Origin of the sequence: Oryzomonas rubra, from assembly GCF_008369015.1 — a bacterium.
Lineage (GTDB): Bacteria > Desulfobacterota > Desulfuromonadia > Geobacterales > Pseudopelobacteraceae > Oryzomonas > Oryzomonas japonica.
In genome coordinates, this window is sequence record NZ_SRSD01000002.1 from 57,957 (window position 1) to 80,948 (window position 22,992).

Here is a 22,992-nt window from a genome sequence, read left to right on the forward strand (position 1 = left end):
TCACCAGTGGGGTGAATACCTTTATACCGCCGCCCTCATGAATCCTTTGTGCTCTTTGTGCCTTTGTGGTGAATATTTGCCAGCTTTTGGTTTATAATTTCGCGGCGATTTTTTCCATCTCGAACGCTTCGATGAGGTCGCCGACCTTGATGTCGTGGTAATTCTCCAGGCCGATACCGCATTCGTAGCCGCTGGCCACTTCCTTGACATCGTCCTTGAAACGGCGCAGGGACGACATCTTCCCCTCGTAGATCACCACGTTGTCGCGCAGCAGGCGGACCTGGGCGTTGCGCAGCATCTTGCCGTCCTGAACATGACAACCGGTGACGATACCGATCTTGGGTACCGAGAACAGTTCGCGCACCTCGGCGCGCCCAAGGTATTTTTCCTTGAAGGTCGGTTCCAGGAGGCCTTCCATGGCCTTTTTCACATCCTCAACCGCATCGTAGATGATGTTGTAGAGGCGGATATCGACCCCTTCCTTCTCGGCCAGGCCCTGGGCCTTGACCTCGGGGCGGACGTTGAAGCCGATGATGATGGCGTTGGATGCCGCAGCCAGGTTGACGTCCGTCTCGGTGATGGCGCCGACCGCGGAGTGGAGGACGTTGAGCCGCACCGCATCGGTGGACAGCTTGCGCAACGATTCGCCCACCGCTTCCACCGACCCTTGCACGTCGCCCTTGACGATGACGTTGAGGTCCTTGACCTCGCCGCTCTGGATCTTGCGGTACAGGTCTTCCAGCGTCAGCTTGGTGTGCTTGGCCAGTTCCATCTCGCGCAGCTTGATCTGGCGCAGGGTGGCGATCTCCTTGGCCTGTTTTTCGTCCTTCATGGCCACAAAGACGTCACCGGCATCGGGCACGCCGGAGAGGCCGACCACTTCCACCGGCCTGGAGGGACCGGCCACCAGGACCTTCTCGCCGCGGTCGTCCTGCATGGCACGCACACGGCCGGAATGGACGCCGACGACGCAGTAATCGCCCGCCTTGAGGGTACCTTCCTGCACCAGTACCGTGGCAACCGGACCGCGCCCCTTGTCCAACTTGGCTTCCACGATGGTACCCTTTGCCAGCTTGTCGGGGTTGGCCTTGAGTTCCATCACGTCGGCCTGCAACAGGACCATTTCCAGCAGCTCTTCCAGGTTGAGGCGTTTCTTGGCCGACACCTCCACCATGGTGGCGTCGCCGCCCCACTCGGATGCGACCAGGCCGAACTCCATCAGTTCCTGCTTGACCCGCTCCGGCTTGGCGTCCGGCTTGTCGATCTTGTTGATGGCCACGATAATCGGAACCCCGGCGGCCTTGGAGTGGTTGATGGCCTCGCGGGTCTGGGGCATGACCCCGTCGTCGGCTGCAACGACCAGGATGACGATGTCGGTCACCTTGGCGCCGCGGGCACGCATGGCGGTAAACGCTTCATGGCCCGGCGTATCGAGGAAGGTGATCTTGCGCCCCTTCAACTCCACGGCGTAGGCGCCGATATGCTGGGTGATGCCTCCCGCCTCGCCGGCAATGACATTGGCCTTGCGGATAGCGTCCAGAAGGGAGGTTTTACCGTGGTCGACGTGGCCCATGATGGTCACGACCGGCGGCCGTTTCACAAGGGTTTCGGGCGCATCGGGGGTCGATTCCAGGATCTCGTCCAGGTCAACCGCCACGTTTTCGACTTCATAGCCGTACTCGGAGGCCAGGATGACCGCGGTGTCGTAATCCAAGGGATGGTTGATGGTGACCATCATCCCCATCTTCATCAGGGATTTGATCAGATCATTGGCCTTGATACCCATACGCTTGGCCAATTCGCCGACGCTGATGCTCTCGGAGATGCGGATGATTCGCTTGATGGCCTTGGGAACGGTAATCTCGGTCTTGCGGGTTTCGACCGACCGCTCCCTGCCGCCCTTCTTCTTGCCGCCCCGATAAACCGGATCAAAGGTGCGTTCGCGTTTTTCCAGGATCTCATGCTTTTTCGGCTGTTCCTTCTTGCCCTTGCCGGCAGCAGCGCCGCCCTTCTTGCCCTTGCCGGCATCGGCGCCGCCGTGGCCCGGGCCGTCCTTTTTCCCGCCGGGGCGGCGACTGTCGCCGGCCGAGGGGGCTGCCGGCGCAAGCTGCACCTGCTTCATGCGGGAACGGTCCTGTTCGCCTGCGGGAGCGGCGCTCCGGGGTGCCGCCGCGTCATGCCGAGGCGGTGCGTTGCGCGGCGTGGGGGGCGCATCCTTTGTCACCACGCGGGTCGGACGGCTGGTAACGCCTGGAATCTCCATCCGGCCCAGGATGCGGGCCTGATTGGGGCCGGCCCTCAGTACTTCGGGCTGCGCCTTGGGTTTCTCGGGAACAACCGGTTCCACAACGGCGGCCGGGGTCGGTGCCGGGGCCGCTGTCGGCGGCACCTCACGAGGAACAACCGCCTCAGGTTCAGCAGGCTTGACCACCGGGGCCTTGGGTGCCGGGGCCGGTTCGGCCTTCTTCTCCGGCTCCACAACGGCGGCGGCTGCAGGAGCAGGAGCAACGACAGTGGCCGCAGCTACGGGCGCTGCAGGGGCTGCGGCAACCGGAGCCGGCGCCTCCTCTTCGGCCGGAGCCGCCGGAACAGCTTTGGCGCGGCGCCTGATGATGTTGGTCGTGACCCGCACCTCTTCGGTGCTGGCACTGCTTTCCTTGGGCTGAGGCGTCAGCAACTTCTTGACGGCATCCTCTTCGACCAGGGAGGCCGCCGACTTGGCCTCAACCCCGATCTCTTTGAGCCTGGCAAGGGTCTCACGGGCATCAACACCCAATTTTTCTGCCAGATTGCTCACGCGTATCTTGCTCATACTTACTGCACCTCCCCCAGGAAGTTTCTATATCGTTCAATAGTTTTCAAAAGTTGCACCACAAAACCACTCGATTTGATACCAATCGCACTGCGCGGCGCTTTGCCGAGCAGAGCGCCGAAATCGTCCTTTGTCAGTACCCACCGGCAGGGCACGTTGTTGCCGGCCGCCTGGGCCGCGATCTTCTCGCCGATGGCCTCGGAAACGTCCCGCGCCACCAGGACCAGCCCCGGCTTGTTTTTGCTTTTTAATGCATCGCCGACCATCGAACCGCCGGCAACGATCTTGCCGGCCTTGTTGGCCAGGGCTATGTACCCCATGACCCGTTCGAGCAAAAGCTTCGCCACCTGCGCGGTCATCTCGTCGGGAGTGGGCACGGCCACCTCGCGCTTGAAGGCGCGGCCGAACTGGCGCTGTTTGACCGCCGCAGCCAGACAGGCGGCATCGATACAGGTGTAAGCACCCCTGCCGGGCAGCTTGGCATCCAGATCCGGCACCACCTCCCCCTGCGGGGAGAGCACGAAACGGATCAGGCGGTCCCGATCCCTGGTTTCGCGGCACGCAAGACAACTGCGCTGCGGCTTTTCTCCACCGTCGTGGCGGGGCATAGCGGTGCGCTACTCCGCCTGCTTCTCTTCGGCATCCGGCGCAGCTGCGGCATCGTTGGTCCCGACCTCGGCAGCTTCAACGGCTTCGGCAGCTTCAACAGCCTCGGTACCTTCAACGGCCTCGGCGCCTTCGGCAGTCTCGTCGGCCGCAGGCTCCTCTTCCCCCTGGGTGCCGTCAAAGGAAGCGAACTGGGCCAGTTCGGCCTCAGCCGCCTTGGATTCGCTCTTGATGTCGATGCGGCACCCGGTCAGGCGGGCCGCAAGGCTGACGTTCTGGCCACGCTTGCCGATGGCAAGGGAGAGTTGATCGTCGGCCACGACGATCTCCAGCACCCGGTTGTCCTCATCCACGAACACCTTGGAAACCTGGGCCGGGGACAGGGCGTTGCAGGCAAAGCGGGCAATATCCTCGGACCAGGGGATGATGTCGATCTTTTCGCCCCGCAGTTCCGAGACCACGTTCTGGACGCGGGCGCCCCGCATGCCGACGCAAGCGCCGACCGGGTCCACATCCGAATCGTTGGAAGACACGGCGATCTTGGCACGGCTGCCCGGATCGCGCACCACGGCGTTGATCTCCACGATGCCTTCGGCAATCTCCGGCACCTCAAGCTCGAACAGCTTGGCCAGCATGCTGGGATGGGTGCGGGAAAGGATGATCTGCGGCCCCTTGGTGGTCATGCGGATTTCGGTAATGATGGCGCGGATGCGATCACCGGGACGGTAAACCTCCCGCGGCATCTGCTCCTTGGTCGGGAGGGCCGCCTCGGCGCGTCCCAGGTCGACCAGCAGCTCGCCCTTCTCGAAACGCCGCACCATGCCGGTGATGATCTCCCACTGGCGGTCGCTGTACTCGTTGAAGATGGTTTCCCGCTCCGCCTCGCGCACCTTCTGGATGATGACCTGTTTGGCGGTCTGGGCGGCAATGCGGGTAAACCCGGTGGCATCAAGCCGTTCCCCCAGGGAGTCGCCGACCTCCACTTCGGGGTCGATCTCGCGGGCTTCTTCGAGGTCGATCTCCTTGTAGGAGTCCTGCACCTCTTCCACAACGGTTACAAACTCAAACAGTTCCACCTCACCCGAGTCAGGATTGTAATGGGCCTCAAGATCCCGCGTATTGCGGTATTTCTTGTTGGCAGCGGTCAACACCGCCTGCTCCATGGCCTCCATGACCACCTGCCGGTCGATACCCTTTTCCTTGACGATCTGTTCGATGGCATGTTTGAGATTGATGTTCGTATCCACGATTGCTTCTCCTTACTGATGTATATGGAAAAATGAGCTTAAAATTCGAATTCCAGATTGGCCTTGGCGACCTTTTCCAGCGGGATCGAGGCGGACTGCCCCTCGGTGAGCTTTATGACGACGTTGCCGTCCGCCAGCCCTTCCAACCGACCCACAAAGGTTTTGCGCTTGTTGCCGGCGGCGTCGGGTAACGGTTCAAAAGTACGCACCTTCACCAACCGGCCAACAAAGCGTTCATAATCGGCCGGTTTCTTGAGGGGCCGATCCAGACCGGGGGAAGAGACCTCCAGGGAATAGTGGCCGGGGATGACATCTTCCACATCCAGGACCGCCGACAATTCGCGGCTGACGTCGGCGCAGTCGTCCAGGTTAATGCCGCCCTCTTTGTCGATAAAGAGCCGCAGCACGCCATCGCGCCCTACTTTGGCGAACTCCACATCGACCAGTTCCATGCCGAGGGATTCCAGAATCGGCAGGGCAATCTCGGTCACCAGTCCGCAAACATCACCTTTGATTGTACTCATATAAAATCTCGCAAAAAAAAAGTGAGCCTTGCGAGCTCACTTTCTAGTGAACAACTTTTTTGTTTTTGTACCACAGCAAGCCATGGAGAAGCAAGTCTTTTTTTGAGGATTTACCGGGCCGGAGCGCTATTTTGTCGGGACCTTGTGGCACCCATGGCACTCCGTGGGGCCCCGCCCCCGCTCCCGATGGCATCCCTTGCAAAAATAGTGGGCAATACGGGTATCGAAGCGGGCCAGGGTATCCTTGCCCATGGGGCCGTCCTTGCGATGACATGGGGCGCACGATTCCCCTTTAAGTTCATCCACATGCATATCGTGATCGAACACCACATCCCCCCGGGAGGCGGGATAGACGACCTTCTTGCCGATACGGACCAGGGTTTGAGACTTGGAGCGCGCCTCGTCGGCATGGACGCTTACCGCCCAGAGCGGGCAAACGGCGAGCGCAAACGAAAGCAACCGATACTTTACCATACAAACGACCTCAGACCCATTTCATTGTGTTTTTTTATGCAACAGGCACTCGCCGTATCACGGGAGTGCCTGTCTATACTGGGTGGAGCCATCTGCCGGAATCGAACCGGCGACCTATTGATTACGAATCAATTGCTCTACCAACTGAGCTAAGATGGCAACTAATTGGCGCAACAAAGCGTTATTTGATGCGGGTTTGCGGGGTGTTTTTCGCTACAAATCAATCCATCAACGCTTCAGCGCTGGGTAAATTACCTTAAAACAAGGGCGACTGTCAATCCCTACTTGCGGGATAATCATTCGAGCCGGCGAAACGCCGAGGCCTTGATGGCCGCGAAGAGCCTGCTGCCCCTTGTGATCCCCAACTCGCGAGCGGCCTCGGGTACGACCTCGGCCACGAGTTTGCCGTTGCCGCAGGCCAACTCCACGCCGACCTTGTTGCCGGAGAGGAAGGTGTCCGCAACAATACATTCGAGCAGATTTCTGGCGCTGATGGCGTCCGGGTGCTGCTTGAGGAGGATGATGTCCTTGGAGGAGAGTTCGAACAGCGCCTCCGGCCGGTCGCCGACGGTGGAGATCACCAGTTCGGTCCCGCCCCAGGCATAGGCGGATACGCCGTTGATCCTGCGCGGCTTGTCCAACCTCAGGAGGTTGATGTAGCCGATCGGGCTCCGCCCCATCTGGGAGCGGGCCAGCTCCTCGGCCGTTGCCTGGGCGGCGATGCGCCCGGCACTCACCGCCAGTACCTGGTCCGTCATGATGCGCATCTCCAGGAGCGAGTGGGAAATAAAGATATAGGGGATACGGAACGTCTCGCTGGCCGCCTTCAGGTAATCGATGATCTGGAATTTGAGATTGTCGTCCAACGCCGACAACGGTTCATCCATCAACAGCAGGCGGGGATTGGAGAGCACCGTCCGGCCGATGCCTACGCGTTGTTTCTCGCCCCCCGAGAGGTTGTGCACGCTACGGGACAACAGGTGGCCTATCTGCAATACCTCCACCAGGCTGTCGAAATCCACCGTGCGGTTCGCCGCGGCGCACCGCTTGAAACCGTACAGGAGGTTTGCCTTGACGCTCATGTGGGGGAACAGGTAGGGGCGCTGGAAGACGATGCCGATGCGGCGCTGCTCGGGGGGGGCGTTGATGCCGTGGTGGCTGTCGTAGAGCACCTCCCCGTCCAGGCTGATGCTGCCGCTGTCCGGTTGCTGCAATCCGGCCAGCAGGCTCACCAGCGTGGACTTCCCGCATCCCGACGGCCCGAAGACGCCGATGCGCTCCCCCTGGACCGTGAAGGCCATATCCAGGGAAAAGGTTTCGAAGTTCTTGTTCAGGGTAACGCGTAGTTCCATGTCAGTCGGCCTTGGCGATGCGGCGGTTGAGATATTCGTGGAGCAGGAGCACGACCACCGAGAGGAGGATCGACACCAGACAGAGGGCCAGGGCCATGCGATCGCCGTCGGGGGAACTGGTGTACTCGTAGATGGCCAGGGGAATGGTCTGGGTTACGCCGGGGATATTGCCGGCCACCACGATGGTCGCCCCGAACTCCCCCAGGCCGCGGGCGAACATGAGCGCCGCCCCGGCAACGATCCCGCGGAACGAGAGCGGGATGATCACGGTCACAATGGTGTCGAGCCATCCGGCGCCCAGGGTGCGGGCGGCCTGGATGAGCCGTTCGTCAACGTTTTCCATGCCCAGGCGGATCGACCGGACCATGAGGGGAAAGCCGACCACGGCCGTGGCGATGACTGCGGCCTTCCAGGTGAAAATCAGCGTGATGCCGAGCGGCTGCAACAGATGCTGCCCGATAAAGCCCTTCTGCCCCAGGAGCAGCAACAGGATATACCCTATCACCACCGGCGGCAGGGTCAGGGGGAGATTGACCGCCACGTCCAGCGCAACCTTCCCCCGGAACTGCCGGTAGGTCATGAGATAGGCGACCACAAAACCGAAGGGGAGCGACACCAGCGTCGCCACGACCGACACCTTGAGCGACAGCAGGATGGCCATATATTCGGCGGAGGTAAAAATCGGCATGCCGTACCCTATTTCACGAGAAAGCCGTGTTTGGCAAGGACGGCCTTAGCCTCTGCAGACTGCAGGAACCGATAGAAACCAGCGGCCTCGGCCTTCTTGCCGCCGGTCACGGTCAGGGCCATGGGGTAGGTAACCCGCGGGTAGTACTGTTGGGGCACCGTGAACAGGATCTTGGCGCTCTTGGCCACCTGCAGGGCGTCGGTTTTATAAACGAAAGCGCCGTCAACCTCGCCCCGGTCGGCGTACAGCAGGCACTCGCGCACGTCCTTGGCCATGACCAGCTTCTTCTCCAGCTGTTTGTCGATCCCGGCCTTCCGGAAGGCCTCAGCGGCGTATTCGCCGGCCGGCACGCTCTTGGGGCTGCCGATGGCGATCTTCTCCAGCTTGGTCACGTCATGCAGGCTGGCGGCCTTCACTCCCGGCCGGCCGGCAAACACCAGGGAATTGTAGGCAAAGGTGGCAACACTCCTGTCGTCGGCCAGTTTCTTTTTCTTCATGTAATCCATCCACTCAACGTTGGCCGAGATGAAGATATCTGCCGGAGCGCCGTTCTCGATCTGTTTGGCCAGGGCACCGGAGGCACCGTAGTTTTTCTTGAAGGTCACGCCGCTGTTTTTCATGGCAAAGTCGGCAGACAACTCATTGACGACCTCCCGCATGCTGGCCGCCACAAACAGGTTGATCTCACCAGCCAGGGCGGTTACGGGCAGCAGACAGGCCAGTGCGACAACCAGGGTCGATACGATTCGATTCATGATGGTCTCCGTATAAAGGCGTTAGTGTTGTAGTTATTTCTGACCCGCAGAGCGTAACGATGTCTCTTCACTCCCCACGGGGAACCAGTTGGACGCCGATGTCCGCCGGCTTGCCGAAGTAGACCGACGACAGGACGATGATGTCCACACCGGTGGCGGCATATTCCGCCACGTTTCCCTCGTTGATGCCGCCTGCCGCGGAGATCTTCACCTGCCGGCCCACCGCCCGGATGTCGGCAACCAGGTGCCGCAACTCGACGGGCGGAAGCTTGTCCACCTGGACCACATCCACCCCTGCCCCGGCGATGCGCAGCGCCTCCGCGGCGTTCTCCGCCTCGACGATGATCCGGTTTTCCGGCGCCCCGGCCCGCAGGGAGGGCACCTCCTCCAGAAACGCATCCAGCCCCCCCAGAAAGGCGGTGTGCTGCCTGAATACCAGCACGGTTTCCGACAGCCCCAGGCGATGGGGCAGCGCCCCGCCGGCGCAGATGGCTTTGATGGCCACCTTCTTGGTGCCGGGAAAGGACTTGCGGGTGGTCACCACGACGACGCCCGGATTTACCTCTCGGGCGGCCCGGACGATCCTGGCGGTCCGGGAGGCGATGCCCGAGGCGTACTCCAACAGGTTCAGGGCGACCTTCCAACCGGCATGCAGGGCCTGTGCCGTTCCCGTGGCGGCCAGAAAGACCGTGCCGGGGGCACAGCGCGTCCCGCTCGGCTCCAGGATCGAAATGCGGCAGCCGCATTTCTCCAACACCCGGCCCGCCTCCTCGGTGCAGCAGAGGGTCGTGTCCTCGCGGGTGGCAAAGGCGATGGTGCCCGGCTGGTGGCCGATGCCGAGCAAATGGGTGGTCAGATCGCCATAGGGGAGATCCTCTTCCAAAAATCGTTCGATCTCACCGTCAGGCAGACAGGCAAGCATGGCGCCCTCCTTCGCTTGTCCGTTATAGTGCTCAAAATATAACGGATTGCATAAAAAAGGGGCAGCGTCGTTGATGCCCCTCCTGGATATTCCTCGCGGCGTATGGATCAGCTCACGCCAATGATGACGCTGGAGGCCTTGAAGATGACGCAGGCGTGGCCGCCCACGGCCAGCCCCAGATTCTTGCTGCTCTCATGGGTGATGACGGCGCTGACGGTGTTGCCGCCCCCCACCTCCACATCCACCTCGGCGCTGACCGGTCCCTCGATGACCTTGGCGACCGTGCCGCACATCAGGTTCCGGGCGCTGAGCTTGGCATCGTGCAGATCCGTACCGACGATGACCGAACTGGCCTTGATGATGGCATAGGCCTCTTTCCCTACCGCCAATCCCAGGTTATCGACGGCGCCGTTGGTGACAACAGCCGCTATGGTGGCCCCCCCCTTGAGGGTCAGGTCGACCTCGGCATTGACCGCACCCTTGACGATCCTGGCCACGGTTCCGGCAAATACGTTACGCGCGCTGACTTTCATGGCAATCCTCCTCAGTAGTTGGTACAGGCTGTCGGCATCGCCCAGTTTCTCGGCGATATTGCCCAAAAACTTGCGATGTTCTTCCTGGATGATCTGAAACTCCCGCAGGACCTTCTTCCCCTCGGCGGTGAGGGTGGTCCCTCCCCCGCCCTTGCCCCCGGTCAAACGATCGACCAGCGGCTTGTCGGCCAGGTTGTTGATCATGTTCACCAGGTCCCAGGCGGTTTTGTAGCTGACACCGACCGCCTTCGCGGCCTTGGTGATCGAGCCCAGTTCGCCGATCTGCTCCAGCAGGCTGATCCGGTCGCCCCCCAGGAACTTCCGGTCTTCCTTGTTCAACCAGACGGCCCCGGAGAGCCCCAGCTTGGCACCTTCCTGTGAACATTTCATAACACGATCACACCCCTGTGCGCAAAGACCTCGCGGCGACCGGCACGGAATTTCGTGCCGTATCGGTTAAAATTATACAGGGATCGCCCCCCATGTAAAGCGCATTACTAAAATTCAATCCGGCAGACTGCCGAACGTGGCGCAGCCTGCCGGACCTGTTCCCGACAAGCCTGATCAGAACAGCATCTGGACCTGGAAACGCACCTGCTGATCGTCGGTGGCGTTCTTGCCGCTCGTGGAGGCGATGGCCGCCTGCTTGTGGACATTGGTGTAGTCGGCCTGAATCTTCAGGTTTTGGTTGTTCACGTACCACGACACCGCACCGGTATTCTCAACCCACAGGTCGTTCACCGCGTCGCGGTTCGGGTCGATGTAAGAATAGCGGTAGGCCAACTCCACCTTCTTCGGGATCACGAAGTAGCCGGCCTGGGCGTAGAAGCCCTGGGCGCGCAGCTTGTGGTTGGTCGTCTGGCCGTCGGCCTCGGCGAAGAAGTACTCGCCCGTGGCCGAGAAGCCGCGCCATTTGAAGGCCGCATCCACGCCGGCCATGTTGAAGTCCAGCGCCTCACCGGCGCTGAACGCCCTGGCCGCGGGCAGGAGGCCCTTGCCAAGCCCGTACCAGCTAGTGCTCTTGGCAAAGCTGAGGTTGTTACCGGTGGCGGTGTTGGTGGTATTGGCTTCGGTGGCGCTCAGGGTGTTCCGGTAGAAGTCGGCGCCCACGGAGACCAGCGGGTTCTTGCTGTACTCCACGTCGGATTCGGTGTATTTCACGTCGCCCAAGGGGTTGACGGTGAGGCGCGCCGCAAATGCGTTGTCCGTGGTGCTGCGGTAGGTGTTCTGCCCCACCCCGCCATAGCCGGCGATGTTGTAGTTGACGAGTCCGCCGGCGATCTTGCCGTGGATCATCACCCCGGTGTCATACCCGGGCACGAAGGCGTTGGTCACCGCCGAGGCGTCCACGAACTGCTGCGCCGCGGAGGAGGTGATCCACTGGCGGCCGAACTGGACCTTGTCCTGGCCGAAACGGAACTGCACCTCGTCAAGCAGGCGGTAGTTCACGTAGGTCTCTTCCAGCAGACCGCCGTTGCTGGTGGCGCCGCCGGCGATATTGGCGAAGTTGATCGTCATCTTGTAAGTCAAATCGGGAGAATAGGCGTAGCCGTTGAAAACGAGCTTGATGCGCCGCAACTCGAATTTGCTGGAATCCTGGGCCTGCTTGGCGGCGGTGTTGTTGACGTCGTCATTGTCCATCAGGGTGTAGCGGAGCTGATACACACCGCCGATGGAGGTGCTGAACTTCCCGTCGGCCGAGGTGAAGTTGAACCCTTCGCCCAACTTATACTTGATCGGGCTGCTCTTCTGAATCTCCTTGTAATCCTCCTCGGTGATGACCCCCTTTTCCTTCAGCACGTCCTCCAGACTCCGTGCCGAAGCCGTGCCGGCCTGGGCCGCCATCAGGGCCACCCCCAACAAAATTCCCAACCTTTTCATACCAACCTCCTTTGTTTTATACGCGCCCGGGGGCGCGCCATTCATCCTGCAAAATGCGCCCGCCGTCACTGCATGAAAAAAGGGGGGATCGCTCCCCCCCACCACATGAAGGAGGCCCACAAAGTGAGCCTTGTACGGCGTGCGTACAGCCTAACTCAATCCTCGGGAAAACTCCCCTGAGCAGGTATGTCACCCCGCAACAAAGTCGTTCCCGATCTGTGCCTTGCGAATCCAGGGTGCCGGGGTCCCCCGCAGCACGTTCTTCAACCTGCCGATGATCTCCTCCACGGGGGTGGCCACGCCGGTCTTCAGAGGGTGGATGCTCCCGGCCGCCAGCTTGGCCGCCGCCGGGCCACTGATCTCCCGGGCACACACGATGGAGCATCCGCTGAGCGCCTTGACGCGGATGGCGATCCTGTCATCCTCGCACCCCGCATCGTCTGCGATCCGCACCGTTGTTACGTAGTATGCCTCGTCCGGCCTCACGTCCCAGACGGTGAAACTGGTGGACGTGCGAAAATTCAGATCGACCTCGACGCCGGTCGATGTGGTGAAAGCGATCTTCATACTGCCTCCTTTCCAAGGCCTTACGCCGCCGGTGCCCCTGCAGTGCCGCAGTTTGCCACCAGCCGCTCGTGCATTTTTTGCCCACGCAGACTCGGTGAGCATGGTACATCGTGCATATTCGGAAAGAGGCGCTCCATTCATCCATGGCAACGCCGTTACCACACCCACCGACGGCAGCGCACACCAACGGGCGCCGCGCGCGACCTCCCTGTCGCCTTACCGGCACCCGAATCATGTTGCGGCGGAATACATCCATTCTCGCTCACAACACCTTCGGGCGATATATAGATAACTACATAACACGTGCCAAAACTATTGAAGGATAATTACATTATAAATTCATACAGTTATATAAACAAAAAGAAGGGCGGTATATTATATGTTGCATAACGAATAGTCAAGTCCCGCGTACATGCCCCATTATAGGGCAACCTTGCTGTCCGCACGGCGCCAGGGGCGTCGTCGAAGAGACCGTATTCAAAAGGCATCTCGGCCGACATGTTGCATATAGTCATAGCAACAACAGATGAGCACCCGCTTGCAAGGAGACGCAACATGGTACGCGCACAACAGGGCAGCACCGTAACGGTCCACTATATCGGGACCCTGGACAACGGCCGCATCTTCCACAGCACCCCGGACGAAGAGCCGCTCGTCTTCACCATCGGCCAGGACCAGGTCTTTCCGGCCCTGGAACGGGCCGTGGTCGGCATGGCCGTGGGAGAGACGGTCAATATCCTCATCCCGGCCGCCGAGGCCTATGGGCCGCGGTTGCCCGAGAACATCCTCCGGGTGGACCGGGCCCACTTTCCCGCTGAAAAAGAGATCATGGTTGGTCAAAAACTCAGCATCGGCTTTTCGGGAGGCGGGGAACGGGTCATGCTCATCGCCGGGATCACCGAGACCGAGGTAACCCTGGACGGCAACCACCCACTGGCCGGGCTGGACCTGACCTTTGCCCTGCGGCTGGATGGCATCGAATAGTTTCCGTCCGGAAAGGGTTCTTTTTCGCCCATGCGGCGTCAATCTTCGGGATTGCTTGTGCGGCGTACAGTAGTACGCCTCCGCGCAATCCCTTGATTTCCTTGCCTGGACAAAAAAGCCCTCCATTCCGGATCGGAAACACTACATCTGAAAGGATGAATTTATGGAGGCAACAACAGCAGCAAAACCGGACCGCTACGTATCCTTTATCGGCATCAACGGCGACGAGAATTCCCGGGTGCTGATGGCGATGCTGCGGCGGCACATCGACGACCCGGAACGGACCAATCCGTTCTGGGAGAAATTCAAGGAAAAGCTGAACAGCGTGGGAGCGCCGGACAAGACCAGCGGCCGCTGCCTCGACGAGCTGTTCCTGATCCATTCCTATATCAATAACATCAGGGAGCTCTTCGAGACCTACGACGACCAGGATGCTTTGGAGTTGCTGGAGAGGATCGAGGAGGAAAGCTGCTGAAACACATATAAAAAATCCCCTCCCGTCAAGGGAGGGGGGACTCTTTCAAAGCTGTTCCGTGTTCCAACGTGCTACGCCGCCTCAGCCTTGCCCACATTGCTCTCGTCATCTGGCTCCATGATACCGAACTCCATCAGCAGCTCCTCCAGTTCTTCCATCTCAAGCGGCTTGGGGATGACCAGCATCTTGTTGTCGAGGATTTTCTTGGCTAGGGTCAGGTACTCGTTGGCCTGGGGGTGTTCCGGCGAATACTCGATGACCGTCATGCGCCGCAGTTCGGCCCGCTGCACCTGATTGTCACGGGGCACGAAGTGGATCATCTGGGTGCCGAGTTTTTTGGCCAGGGCGTCGATCAGCTCGTATTCCTTGTCCGTCTTCCGGGCGTTGCAGATCAGCCCGGCCAGGCGCACCTTCCCGGAGGTGGCATACTTGAGAATCCCCTTGGCGATGTTGTTAGCGGCATACATGGCCATCATCTCGCCCGAACAGACGATGTAGATCTCTTCCGCCTTCCCCTCCCGGATCGGCATGGCAAACCCGCCGCATACCACGTCGCCCAGGACGTCGTAGAACACGAAATCCAGGTCGGGCGCATAGGCGCCGTTTTCCTCCAGGAAGTTGATGGCGGTGATGACGCCGCGTCCGGCGCAGCCGACACCCGGCTCGGGGCCACCCGATTCGACGCAGGCGATGCCGTTGTAGCCGACCTTCATAACATCTTTCACCTCAAGGTCCTCGACCGTGCCGAGCTCCCGCACCAGGTCCATGACCGTTGCCTGGGCCTTGGCGTGCAGGATGAGCCGGGTCGAGTCCGCCTTGGGGTCGCACCCCACGATCATGACCTTCTTGCCGAGCTTGGCGAGACCCGCCACCGTGTTCTGGGTTGTGGTCGATTTGCCGATGCCGCCTTTACCGTAGATAGCTATCTGTCTCATCGAATCTCCTTTCATCCACCTGCTGGATTGACTGCTGTTTGCGAGGTAGCGGACCTGGGCGCTGCACGGTTGCCCCACTCCTCACCATGCTCCCCGGCCCCGTGAGCTGTATGCTCCCTTCAATTCCCACAACGGGTTGTCGTCATCATCTCCTCGCCTGCAAAAACAAAACGCCCCGCGTCTCATCTGCGAGAGCGGGGCGGTGGCGCCGATTGCACGGGATTTGTGTGAATGTCGGTGACATGGTAAGCCATGCCATGGGAAGAGAGGGTACACAATACGTGCCAAGAGGTTTAAAGGGGCTCAAGGCGCGCTACCAGGGCATTTTACCCTAGCGGTCCGCATCTGCTGCGCCGGCAGATGATTAATAAACAGGCAGACGATGTGCCCTATGGAGCAGCAAACCGCAATCCGCCCGCCCCATGGTCGCGGCGTCCCCCGGTCATATTCCGCATACGTTGTACTGGGCATCGGCGCAAAACAGCATGCATGTTGTTACTTTTCCAGTTTTTTTGCCACAGACCCGCAAATTGAATTTAAAAAAGGCTGCGCCATTATGACGCAGCCCGCTGTTTGTACCGAACCACCGTTCCTGAATGCGTGGCCTCTTCAATCGCACCGTTCTTCCAACTCCAGTATGGGCGCTACCGCGACCCGGTAGGCACCCGCAAGGGAAGAAGCCACAAAAGCGCCTTCCCACTCCTGGTACCGCTCCTGCCCCCCCTCCAACGACACCGGTTCCCGGCCGCCGTACCGGGCCGCTCTGGCCACGAAATCGAAGTAGGTCTCCTCCGCCGCTTCGGAGAAATCGGCGGCATCCGAAAGGCTAGTAATGAAGATGATCGTGCCGTCGGTATCGATGGCGATTTCGGCCGGATGGTGACCGGCTGCCGGGATGCGGCATTGAAAGGTAATGACGCAGGCCGTGAAATGATCGGAGATGTGGGCGTGAATGACGGTTCGCAGCTCTTTCGAGATGAGCCACGGCAGGTTATTGGTATTTAAGAACACAATGAAATCGACCCTATAGTGGAGAGATGGAGTTCCGCACCTTCAGATAATCAGCCGCCTCGACCGAGCCGGTTGCAACATTTATGAGCTGGCGTTCAATGGTATCGATCGCATGGGACCGGTCATCGTAGTTTCGCGAGAAGTTCATCAGAAGGATGTGGGTCGCGGTAGTCTCCGCCCCGATTTTTTCCCGCAAATCCTCCGGCACAAAGGCCAGGTTGCTCGACTCGTATTCGTTAAGCACCCGATTGACCTCACGCCTGTTGACCAAGTTGAAGGCATATTTCTGAAAATACTTGGAGAGATCGAGCAGATGATGTTCGTAATTGGTAATCAGTTCCTCGGTGGTTACCGACACAAACTCCTGATAACCGTCATACCCCTCGTAATTGTTATCAATCTTGACAGTACCGGCAACGACGGCAATCCTGATATTCTGATTGCAGGAGAGATAGTAGAGCTTGCTGTCGATGGGAAATTCATTTTCCGAGATTCTGTTATGCGAAAGGGTCGTCAAACCGTAGGACCTGGAAAGGTTGCTGCATGCCGACAGCACCAGAAAAGACATTATGAGGAATGCTTGTAATATCTTCATAGCAATACCTGAGCACAGGAATAACAGTGGGTGGTACCGCTCCGGCAACGAGCAGCAGCACAGTAACAAATTCCGCCCAGGCTTTCAAGCGTTGTGATACCGCTTCCACCGGGTGTGGCAGAAGGGCGCCGAGGCATGCGACGCTACTCCATGGTACGAATCAACTCTCCCGTTTGCTCGTCCACGGTGATGACGAGGCGCTTGCCGTCACTCGGCATCAACTTTTTAGCCGCCTTCCGCTGCCTTTGTTCCTGTTCTTGTCTCTCCTGCGCCTCTTTGCCTGCTGCCCACCGTTTTTTCAGCGAATCCCGGGCATCCAGTTGCTCGTCCAGGATGACTTTGTACTGCTTACGATATTTTTGCGGGACATTTTCCAGTTTATCGGTAATGACGATCGCGCCGCTGCTGTCCCGGTACTTATAGAAGGTCGCGCCAGCATCCAACGACGCCATCACCATGATCCCCACCACCAGGTATATTACCCTCATCGTCCCTCCTGTCCCCGTGATCGAAAATGGCCGTAATTTTCGCTTTTTCCCCTTGGAACGGGCCACATAGCCGTTCTCCGCCGCAGCCCCCCGCGCAACAGCGGTGCGTTACGCCCGATTGCGCACCAATTTATGCCCACACGAACATTCTTACTCCATGAAAAGGCACATTTCAATTGCAATTTCAGTATGTTAAAAATATTACCACTATCCGGAACGTGTTAAAAAAAGTGACACCTCCGGGTCATCTTACAAACATCCCGGTATTACACAGAAAAAAAGCAGATAAACGCGGGACGCCGTGTGGTAGAGTGGCGGCGCAACTTTCACACCAACAGGGGAGCGGACATGATACCGTGGGAACTCATCGACAGCGCACAGGCACCGGGGGGCGGCGAACTGTGCCTCTACAGGCGTGGCAGGGAGTATTCGATCCAGGTCAATGGCAACGAGCTCATGAACAGCCGGGTTCACGGTTCGGAAGAGGCGTTGGCGGAGTTGGCCTGCGCCCGGATCGCCGACCGCCCTGCCCCCCGGATACTGATCGGCGGGATGGGCATGGGGTATACCACCGCTGCTGCGTTGCAGCGACTCGGTGCCGACGGTCGGGTGGTCGTCGCCGAACTGGTGCCGGCCGTGGTGGAGTGGAACCGGGGCCCGCTCGCGGACCTGGCCGGGTTCCCCCTCGACGATGACCGGGTCACGGTCCGGGAGCAGGATGTGGCCCTGGTCCTGCGTGCGGAGCACCAAGCCTACGATGCCATCCTGCTGGACGTGGACAACGGCCCCGAGGCCATGACCCACAGGGGCAACGAATGGCTCTACAGCCGGGCCGGCCTGGAGGCGTCCTTCGCCGCCCTGCGGCCGCCGGGGGTGCTGGCCGTATGGTCGGCCGGTCCCGACCGGGCGTTTACCGAACGGCTGCGCCGGGCCGGTTTCCAGGTACACGAGGTCCGGGTTCCGGCCCGGGGCAAGGCGCTGGGGGGGAGACAGCACACCATTTGGCTCGGCGTGCGGGGGCCTGAAACGACCGATTCAGTTACGCAACACGGGAAACCGGCACTCGGCTGACATACTTTTTCGAGTGCCGGTTCGGCCCACAGCCGCTACTCCCCCCTCGTCACGTCCCACCACTGTAAAAAATTCCAACAAACGGGCTGTTTGCTGCGTTCCACACCAACGGCAATGGATAATACAATATCATATCAAATGGTTACAGCACCCGGTACACATTATGCTTTAATTACCCCATGAGTTTCGATTTCACCCGCCCCACCGGAGGGCGGGGGTGTTGAGGTTGGAAACACGGGCGTGGAAAGGGGTTGATGAACATGCCGTGGTACATTAATCCGGCTCTGACCTGTAAGGTGCTCAACAGAATTGCCGATCGTATATCCCGGACAAACCTTCAAGACCTCAATGCGACTCTGGATCGTGCCACTGAATTGATCTGGAGCAAGCAGGAGTGCTACAATAACATGCGGAATGTACGTCGCAAGGAGGGGTGAGCGATCCTGGGCGGAGAGCAACACCTTCAGCTCTTGATGGGGCGGCTTCGCCCGTGTCAGGATTTTCCGGCCGCCAGCAGTTCCAGCAGCTTTTGTGCCGTAGCCTCGGATGAGGCGGGATTCTGGCCGGTGACGAGCGTGCCGGCGCACACGACATAGGAGTGCCAGTCCTGGGCTTTGGTATAGATGCCGCCGTTTTTCTTCAGTTCGTCCTCCACCAGGAACGGCACCACGTCGGTCAAGCCGACGGCGTTCTCCTCCGTGTCGGAAAAGCCGGTCACCGCCTTGCCCTTCACCAACGGAGTACCGTCCGGCGCCGTGACGTGGCGCAGCACGCCCGGCGCATGGCACACCGCAGCTACCGGCTTGCCCGCTCCATACAGGGCTTCGATCAGCGCGATGGAGTCCCGGTCTTCGGCCAGGTCCCACAGGGGGCCGTGGCCGCCGGGGTAGAAGAGCGCGTCGTAATCCGCAGGGGACAGGTCCGAGAGCTTCAGGGTGGCGGCCAAGGCGCGCTTTGCCGCGTCATCGGCCTTGAAGCGTTCGGTTGCCGCGGTCTGAGAAGCCGGATCGTCGCTCTTCGGGTCCAATGGCGGCTGCCCCCCTTTGGGGGAAGCCAGGACGACCTCGGCCCCGGCGTCCTTAAAGACATAATAGGGGGCGACAAACTCCTCCAGCCAAAAACCGGTCTTGCGGCCGGTAGTGCCGAGGGTGTCGTGGGACGTCAGTACCATCAGGATTTTCATAGTTGCCTCCGGGTGTTTCGAGTCTGTCGCTGATTTTAAAATACACCCCCGGCAACGGCCCGACAAGGGCTAATGCCATACGATGCAGGCTGGGGAGGTGCAGACATCCTTACGAGCTGGAAGGCTTGAAGCAGGCAACGTAAATATCACCCTCATTCAAGGGCAAACAGTCAGGTCATTGCTGCCTCAACATGTTTTTGACTTTTCTTCTAAACAGCCCACTCCCAAAAACATCATTTTGACACGCGGAAAAAGATAGATACGACAGCGTTCCTTTGTATTTTAAATATTTATGATATGCTTTTAACATTCTCCGCACCGGATCATAAAACGTCACCCCTCAGAGAGCTTCCGGCGTGTGCAGGTTTGCGCGGCGCGGTACAATCGGCTTTTTGCCGATCTTCACAACGTTGTCACGGGTTATGACCTGCCACCGCGTGTCCCCTTTCGGCAGATCGCCGCCGCGAGGGTATCCTGAGATGTGGACCCCTGAGACAAAAAAAGCCGAATCATCCTGGCACCTTTCCCCAAAACTGATGCAGTTCGTCGGCACCTTTCTGTTTGCTCTGCTGCTGCAATCATCTCCAGCGATAAGCGCCCTGTCCGACCAACCTCCACGCCATCACCATGTCCTCATCCTGTACGGCAGGGTGACGAACCTCCCCACCCATGGAATTATCAACAAGGGCTTGTTGCCAGCTTTGAGCGCCTCGGATGTGGGAGACTCAGATCTGTTCCAGGAATACCTGGACCTTCAGCATCATCCAGACCACAAATACCGCCTCGAACTGGCCGATTATCTGCGCAAGAAGTATGCGGATGAGACGTTTGACGTCGTCATTGCCCTTTACCAGGACGCTTTGGATTTCATGCTCCGGGAGGGGAAGGAGCTTTTCGTAGGCACCCCGATTGTTGCCGCTGTTCCCAAGGGAGCAACCGGCACAGGCAATGGCGGCAGGAGAGTACTCCAGGTCGTCTACAGTTTCGACTCACTCGCCACCCTGCACTATGCCCTGGCATTATTGCCCGAGACAAAGGAGATCATCGTCATATCCGGCCCAACTGCCGACGATGCCCCCCACTTGAAAAATGCTCAGGATGCGGTGAAAGATCTCGATGGGAAATTTTCTATCCGCTATCTCATCAATAACTCCCTACCGGAGATCCTCGAGGAGGTCGCCAGGGAACGCGACCATGCCATTATCCTGTACACCCGTCTGTCCAAAGACGCCCGTGGAACGCTGTGTGCTCCCGCCATAGCGCTGTCCGACATCGCCAGAGCGGCGAAATCGCCAGTATTCGGCCTTTATGACAGCCTCCTGGGCGCCGGAATCGTCGGGGGCAACCTCCTTTCCTTCAAGGACCTCGGCCAAGCGGTTGCCCGCCTCTCCATAGACCTGATCCACAACAGGCTCGACGCCCGGATGTCGCACGTCGATTTTGTGAACCATGTCCCGATGTTCGATTGGGCCGAGATGCGGCGCTGGGGGTTGCAAAAGTCCCGGCTGCCGAAGGGGAGTATCCTGATCAACTATCGGCCCGGATTCTGGGAGCAATACTGGGGCTACGCGCTCATTGCCCTGCTCTTCCTTGCAGGGGAGGCCTCGCTCATCGCCTATCTGATCCGGAGCCGCCGCAGCCGCATCCAGAAGGAGAAAGAGCTGCAAAAGAGCGAAGAGAAATACCGCCGGATCATCACCACGGCACGTGAAGGAATCATCGTCACCGGGCAGGATTACAGCATAACCTACGTGAACAGCCATATCTCGGACCTGCTGGGCTATGCACCGGAGGAACTGATCGGGACCCCCCTGCCGCACTTGGTGCCTGGTGACGACAGTTCCAGTATTTTAACAAGAATGAACAGCCGGCGGCGCGGGGAGAGCGGACAGTATGAGTGCCGTTACCGGCGCAAGGATGGCTCGTCTATTTGGCTGCTCGTCTCGGCAACGCCAATATTGGACGACGAAGGCCGTTTCCAGGGCTCTTTCGCCATGTTCACGGACTTGACCGACCTGAAACAGGCCGAAGAAGATCGCCTGAATCTCGAACGCCAACTGCTGCACGCCCAGAAGCTGGAGAGCCTCGAAGTGCTGGCCGGCGGAATTGCCCATGACTTCAACAATATCCTGACATCGATCATCGGATATACCGAACTCGCCATGTTGCGCCTGAATCCCGACTCACCGGTCCGCGATAACCTGAAGCGAATAGAACAATCGGCACAACGCGCCGCCGAGCTCGCCAGGCAGATGCTCGCCTATTCCGGCAAAGGAAATTTCGTTGTCGAGCCGGTTGATCTCAACCGGCTGGTTGAAGATATTGGGCCGCTCATCGAGGCCGCCATCCCCAAAAACGTCCAACTCCGTTTCGAGCCTACCAACCCGCTCCCCAGGGTGACCGCCGATGCGGGCCAGATCCGCCAGGTGGTCATGAACCTCGTCATCAATGCCTCGGAAGCCATAGGCGACCACGACGGCAGCATCACCATCGGCACCGGCTGGAAGAACTGCGATCAGGGCTATTTGCGGGGCGCCTGGTTGAGCGACAACATTGCCGCAGGCCTCTACGTGTACCTGGAAGTAACCGACACCGGCTGCGGCATGGACAGGGAGACCAAGGCGAAGATATTCGACCCATTTTTCACGACCAAATTTACCGGGAGGGGCTTGGGCATGGCCACGGTACAGGGGATCGTCCACGGCCACAAGGGATCAATACAGATCTACACCGAACCGGGAAAAGGGAGCATCTTCAGAATCCTGCTGCCCGCAGCCGGAGAGCAGGCGGGATATGCGTCCGCTGAGCGGCAGGAAACAGATTTCCAGGGGGACGGAACCGTACTGCTGGTGGACGACGAAGAAGATGTCCGGGACATCGGGAGGGAAATGCTGCAATTGCTCGGCTATACGGTCGTTACCGCCGACGACGGCGCCGAAGCGTTGGCAGCTTTCAAGGAGAATCCGGCAGTGACCGGCATCATCCTGGATTTGACCATGCCCCACCTGGACGGCGAGCACTGTTTCAGGGAGTTGCGCAAGCTCGACCCGAAGGTAAAGGTGATCATGTCCAGTGGGTACAGTGTGCACGACATCGCCCGGAAATTCGCCGGTCTGGGGTTGGCGGGGTTCATCCAGAAGCCTTACACCCTCTCGTCGTTACGCCAGGTGCTCATGGACTCCCGGGATTTCCGCCCAGCCCCGGATGAAACCGGTGGCGCTTCCGGGGCAGAGCGGAAAGAATAGAACGTCAAAAAGCACGTCTCGTCACAAACTCGATCCAAGCCCTTGAGCGCTTCCCGTTTTGCATCCATGCGAGGCAAGTAATGAGGAAATCAAGTCAGTTACCGCACGCGCCGTCGATATCATCATGGCGACCTGCGGCCCGCAGCGGGCGTAGGTCAGCGCAAAAATGGCCCGGCGGCTCGCTGGGAAAAAACCGTATCGAGTAGAACACAGCGGAAAACTGCCGGAGAAAAGAATATGAAACTCCGGTAATTGCCCTTGCAGCCGCACAGCATCTCGGGTTATATTCTCCAAACGCCCACTCTCGGGCAAACGACAAAAACTGGAGGATGACCATGACCAAAGCAGAATTGGTAAAAGAGATAGCAGAGGAAGCGGGACTGACACAGGCCCAGGCCGCCGAAGCGCTGAACGCCTTCACCGGGGCCGTAACGAAAGCCCTCAAGGCCGGCGACAAGGTTGCGCTGGTTGGCTTCGGCACCTTCTCGGTGTCCGCCAGGGCAGCCAGGGAAGGCCGTAACCCGCAGACGGGAGCCCCGCTCAAGATTGCGGCTTCCAAGAGCGGCAAGTTCACCCCCGGCAAGGAATTGAAGGGGCTGTAATCTTTCGCGACACCATGGTTATAAAAAAAGGCCTGCCTCCAC

Annotated in this window: 22 protein-coding genes and 1 tRNA gene; 5 read left to right on the forward strand and 18 right to left on the reverse strand. The window is 59.5% G+C overall.

Going from position 1 to position 22,992, the window contains the following annotated elements:
• Positions 1-91 precede the first annotated feature (91 nt).
• The 13 genes from infB to ET418_RS03195 all read right to left on the reverse strand — a co-directional run bounded on the left by infB (position 92) and on the right by ET418_RS03195 (position 12,361).
• Positions 92-2,812, reverse strand: a complete 2,721-nt coding sequence (gene infB, locus ET418_RS03135; protein ID WP_149306135.1) for a translation initiation factor IF-2 — start codon at positions 2,810-2,812, stop codon at positions 92-94.
• Between the two features lie 2 nt (positions 2,813-2,814).
• Positions 2,815-3,420: a DUF448 domain-containing protein gene (locus tag ET418_RS03140; protein WP_149306136.1), complete on the reverse strand. Its 606-nt coding sequence runs from the start codon at positions 3,418-3,420 to the stop codon at positions 2,815-2,817.
• 9 nt (positions 3,421-3,429) lie between these two features.
• Complete coding sequence (gene nusA, locus ET418_RS03145) at positions 3,430-4,665, reverse strand: transcription termination factor NusA (protein ID WP_149306137.1); 1,236 nt, start codon at positions 4,663-4,665, stop codon at positions 3,430-3,432.
• Between the two features lie 38 nt (positions 4,666-4,703).
• Positions 4,704-5,189 carry a ribosome maturation factor RimP gene (gene rimP / locus ET418_RS03150; protein ID WP_149306138.1) on the reverse strand — a complete coding sequence of 162 codons (486 nt, stop codon included), beginning with the start codon at positions 5,187-5,189 and terminating at the stop codon, positions 4,704-4,706.
• Positions 5,190-5,315: 126 nt separating this feature from the next.
• The gene (locus ET418_RS03155) at positions 5,316-5,663 is read right to left on the reverse strand and encodes a cytochrome c3 family protein (protein ID WP_149306139.1); all 348 of its coding nucleotides are present in this window, start codon (positions 5,661-5,663) and stop codon (positions 5,316-5,318) included.
• An 83-nt stretch (positions 5,664-5,746) separates the two neighbouring features.
• Positions 5,747-5,822, reverse strand: a tRNA-Thr gene (locus ET418_RS03160).
• A gap of 137 nt (positions 5,823-5,959) precedes the next feature.
• Entirely contained in the window at positions 5,960-7,015 is a 1,056-nt protein-coding gene (gene modC, locus ET418_RS03165; protein WP_149306140.1) for a molybdenum ABC transporter ATP-binding protein, read from the reverse strand.
• A gap of 1 nt (position 7,016) precedes the next feature.
• A complete protein-coding gene (gene modB / locus ET418_RS03170) occupies positions 7,017-7,703 on the reverse strand; it encodes a molybdate ABC transporter permease subunit (protein WP_149306141.1) in 687 nt (228 codons plus the stop codon).
• Positions 7,704-7,711: 8 nt separating this feature from the next.
• Positions 7,712-8,458, reverse strand: a complete 747-nt coding sequence (modA, locus tag ET418_RS03175) for a molybdate ABC transporter substrate-binding protein (protein WP_149306142.1) — start codon at positions 8,456-8,458, stop codon at positions 7,712-7,714.
• Between the two features lie 67 nt (positions 8,459-8,525).
• Complete coding sequence (gene modD / locus ET418_RS03180; protein ID WP_149306143.1) at positions 8,526-9,380, reverse strand: ModD protein; 855 nt, start codon at positions 9,378-9,380, stop codon at positions 8,526-8,528.
• Between the two features lie 107 nt (positions 9,381-9,487).
• Positions 9,488-10,303 (reverse strand): TOBE domain-containing protein, encoded by an 816-nt coding sequence (locus ET418_RS03185; protein WP_149306144.1) that lies wholly within the window; start codon positions 10,301-10,303, stop codon positions 9,488-9,490.
• A gap of 174 nt (positions 10,304-10,477) precedes the next feature.
• Positions 10,478-11,794, reverse strand: a complete 1,317-nt coding sequence (locus ET418_RS03190) for a porin (RefSeq protein WP_149306145.1) — start codon at positions 11,792-11,794, stop codon at positions 10,478-10,480.
• Between the two features lie 189 nt (positions 11,795-11,983).
• Positions 11,984-12,361, reverse strand: coding sequence for a NifB/NifX family molybdenum-iron cluster-binding protein (locus ET418_RS03195; protein ID WP_149306146.1), 378 nt, complete (start codon positions 12,359-12,361; stop codon positions 11,984-11,986).
• Positions 12,362-12,916: 555 nt separating this feature from the next.
• Between ET418_RS03195 and ET418_RS03200 the strand changes: the two genes are divergently transcribed.
• Positions 12,917-13,345 (forward strand): FKBP-type peptidyl-prolyl cis-trans isomerase, encoded by a 429-nt coding sequence (locus tag ET418_RS03200; protein WP_149306147.1) that lies wholly within the window; start codon positions 12,917-12,919, stop codon positions 13,343-13,345.
• Between the two features lie 163 nt (positions 13,346-13,508).
• A complete protein-coding gene (cowN, locus tag ET418_RS03205) occupies positions 13,509-13,820 on the forward strand; it encodes a N(2)-fixation sustaining protein CowN (RefSeq protein ID WP_149306148.1) in 312 nt (103 codons plus the stop codon).
• 71 nt (positions 13,821-13,891) lie between these two features.
• Here the strand turns inward: cowN and nifH are convergent, their stop codons facing one another.
• The 4 genes from nifH to ET418_RS03225 all read right to left on the reverse strand — a co-directional run bounded on the left by nifH (position 13,892) and on the right by ET418_RS03225 (position 16,849).
• A complete protein-coding gene (nifH, locus tag ET418_RS03210) occupies positions 13,892-14,755 on the reverse strand; it encodes a nitrogenase iron protein (protein WP_149306149.1) in 864 nt (287 codons plus the stop codon).
• Positions 14,756-15,364: 609 nt separating this feature from the next.
• Positions 15,365-15,766 carry a DUF2787 family protein gene (locus ET418_RS03215; protein WP_188055245.1) on the reverse strand — a complete coding sequence of 134 codons (402 nt, stop codon included), beginning with the start codon at positions 15,764-15,766 and terminating at the stop codon, positions 15,365-15,367.
• A gap of 13 nt (positions 15,767-15,779) precedes the next feature.
• Positions 15,780-16,334 (reverse strand): hypothetical protein, encoded by a 555-nt coding sequence (locus tag ET418_RS03220; RefSeq protein WP_188055247.1) that lies wholly within the window; start codon positions 16,332-16,334, stop codon positions 15,780-15,782.
• Between the two features lie 170 nt (positions 16,335-16,504).
• Positions 16,505-16,849 carry a hypothetical protein gene (locus tag ET418_RS03225; protein WP_149306152.1) on the reverse strand — a complete coding sequence of 115 codons (345 nt, stop codon included), beginning with the start codon at positions 16,847-16,849 and terminating at the stop codon, positions 16,505-16,507.
• Between the two features lie 348 nt (positions 16,850-17,197).
• Between ET418_RS03225 and ET418_RS03230 the strand changes: the two genes are divergently transcribed.
• Positions 17,198-17,920: a spermidine synthase gene (locus tag ET418_RS03230; RefSeq protein ID WP_149306153.1), complete on the forward strand. Its 723-nt coding sequence runs from the start codon at positions 17,198-17,200 to the stop codon at positions 17,918-17,920.
• A gap of 493 nt (positions 17,921-18,413) precedes the next feature.
• Here ET418_RS03230 and ET418_RS03235 read toward each other — a convergent pair whose 3' ends face one another.
• Entirely contained in the window at positions 18,414-19,103 is a 690-nt protein-coding gene (locus ET418_RS03235; RefSeq protein WP_149306154.1) for a type 1 glutamine amidotransferase domain-containing protein, read from the reverse strand.
• A gap of 479 nt (positions 19,104-19,582) precedes the next feature.
• Here ET418_RS03235 and ET418_RS03240 point away from each other — a divergent pair, with 479 nt between their 5' ends.
• Positions 19,583-22,348, forward strand: a complete 2,766-nt coding sequence (locus ET418_RS03240; protein WP_246152928.1) for a hybrid sensor histidine kinase/response regulator — start codon at positions 19,583-19,585, stop codon at positions 22,346-22,348.
• Between the two features lie 335 nt (positions 22,349-22,683).
• Positions 22,684-22,950, forward strand: a complete 267-nt coding sequence (locus ET418_RS03245; protein WP_149306156.1) for an HU family DNA-binding protein — start codon at positions 22,684-22,686, stop codon at positions 22,948-22,950.
• The last annotated feature ends 42 nt before the right edge of the window (positions 22,951-22,992 follow it).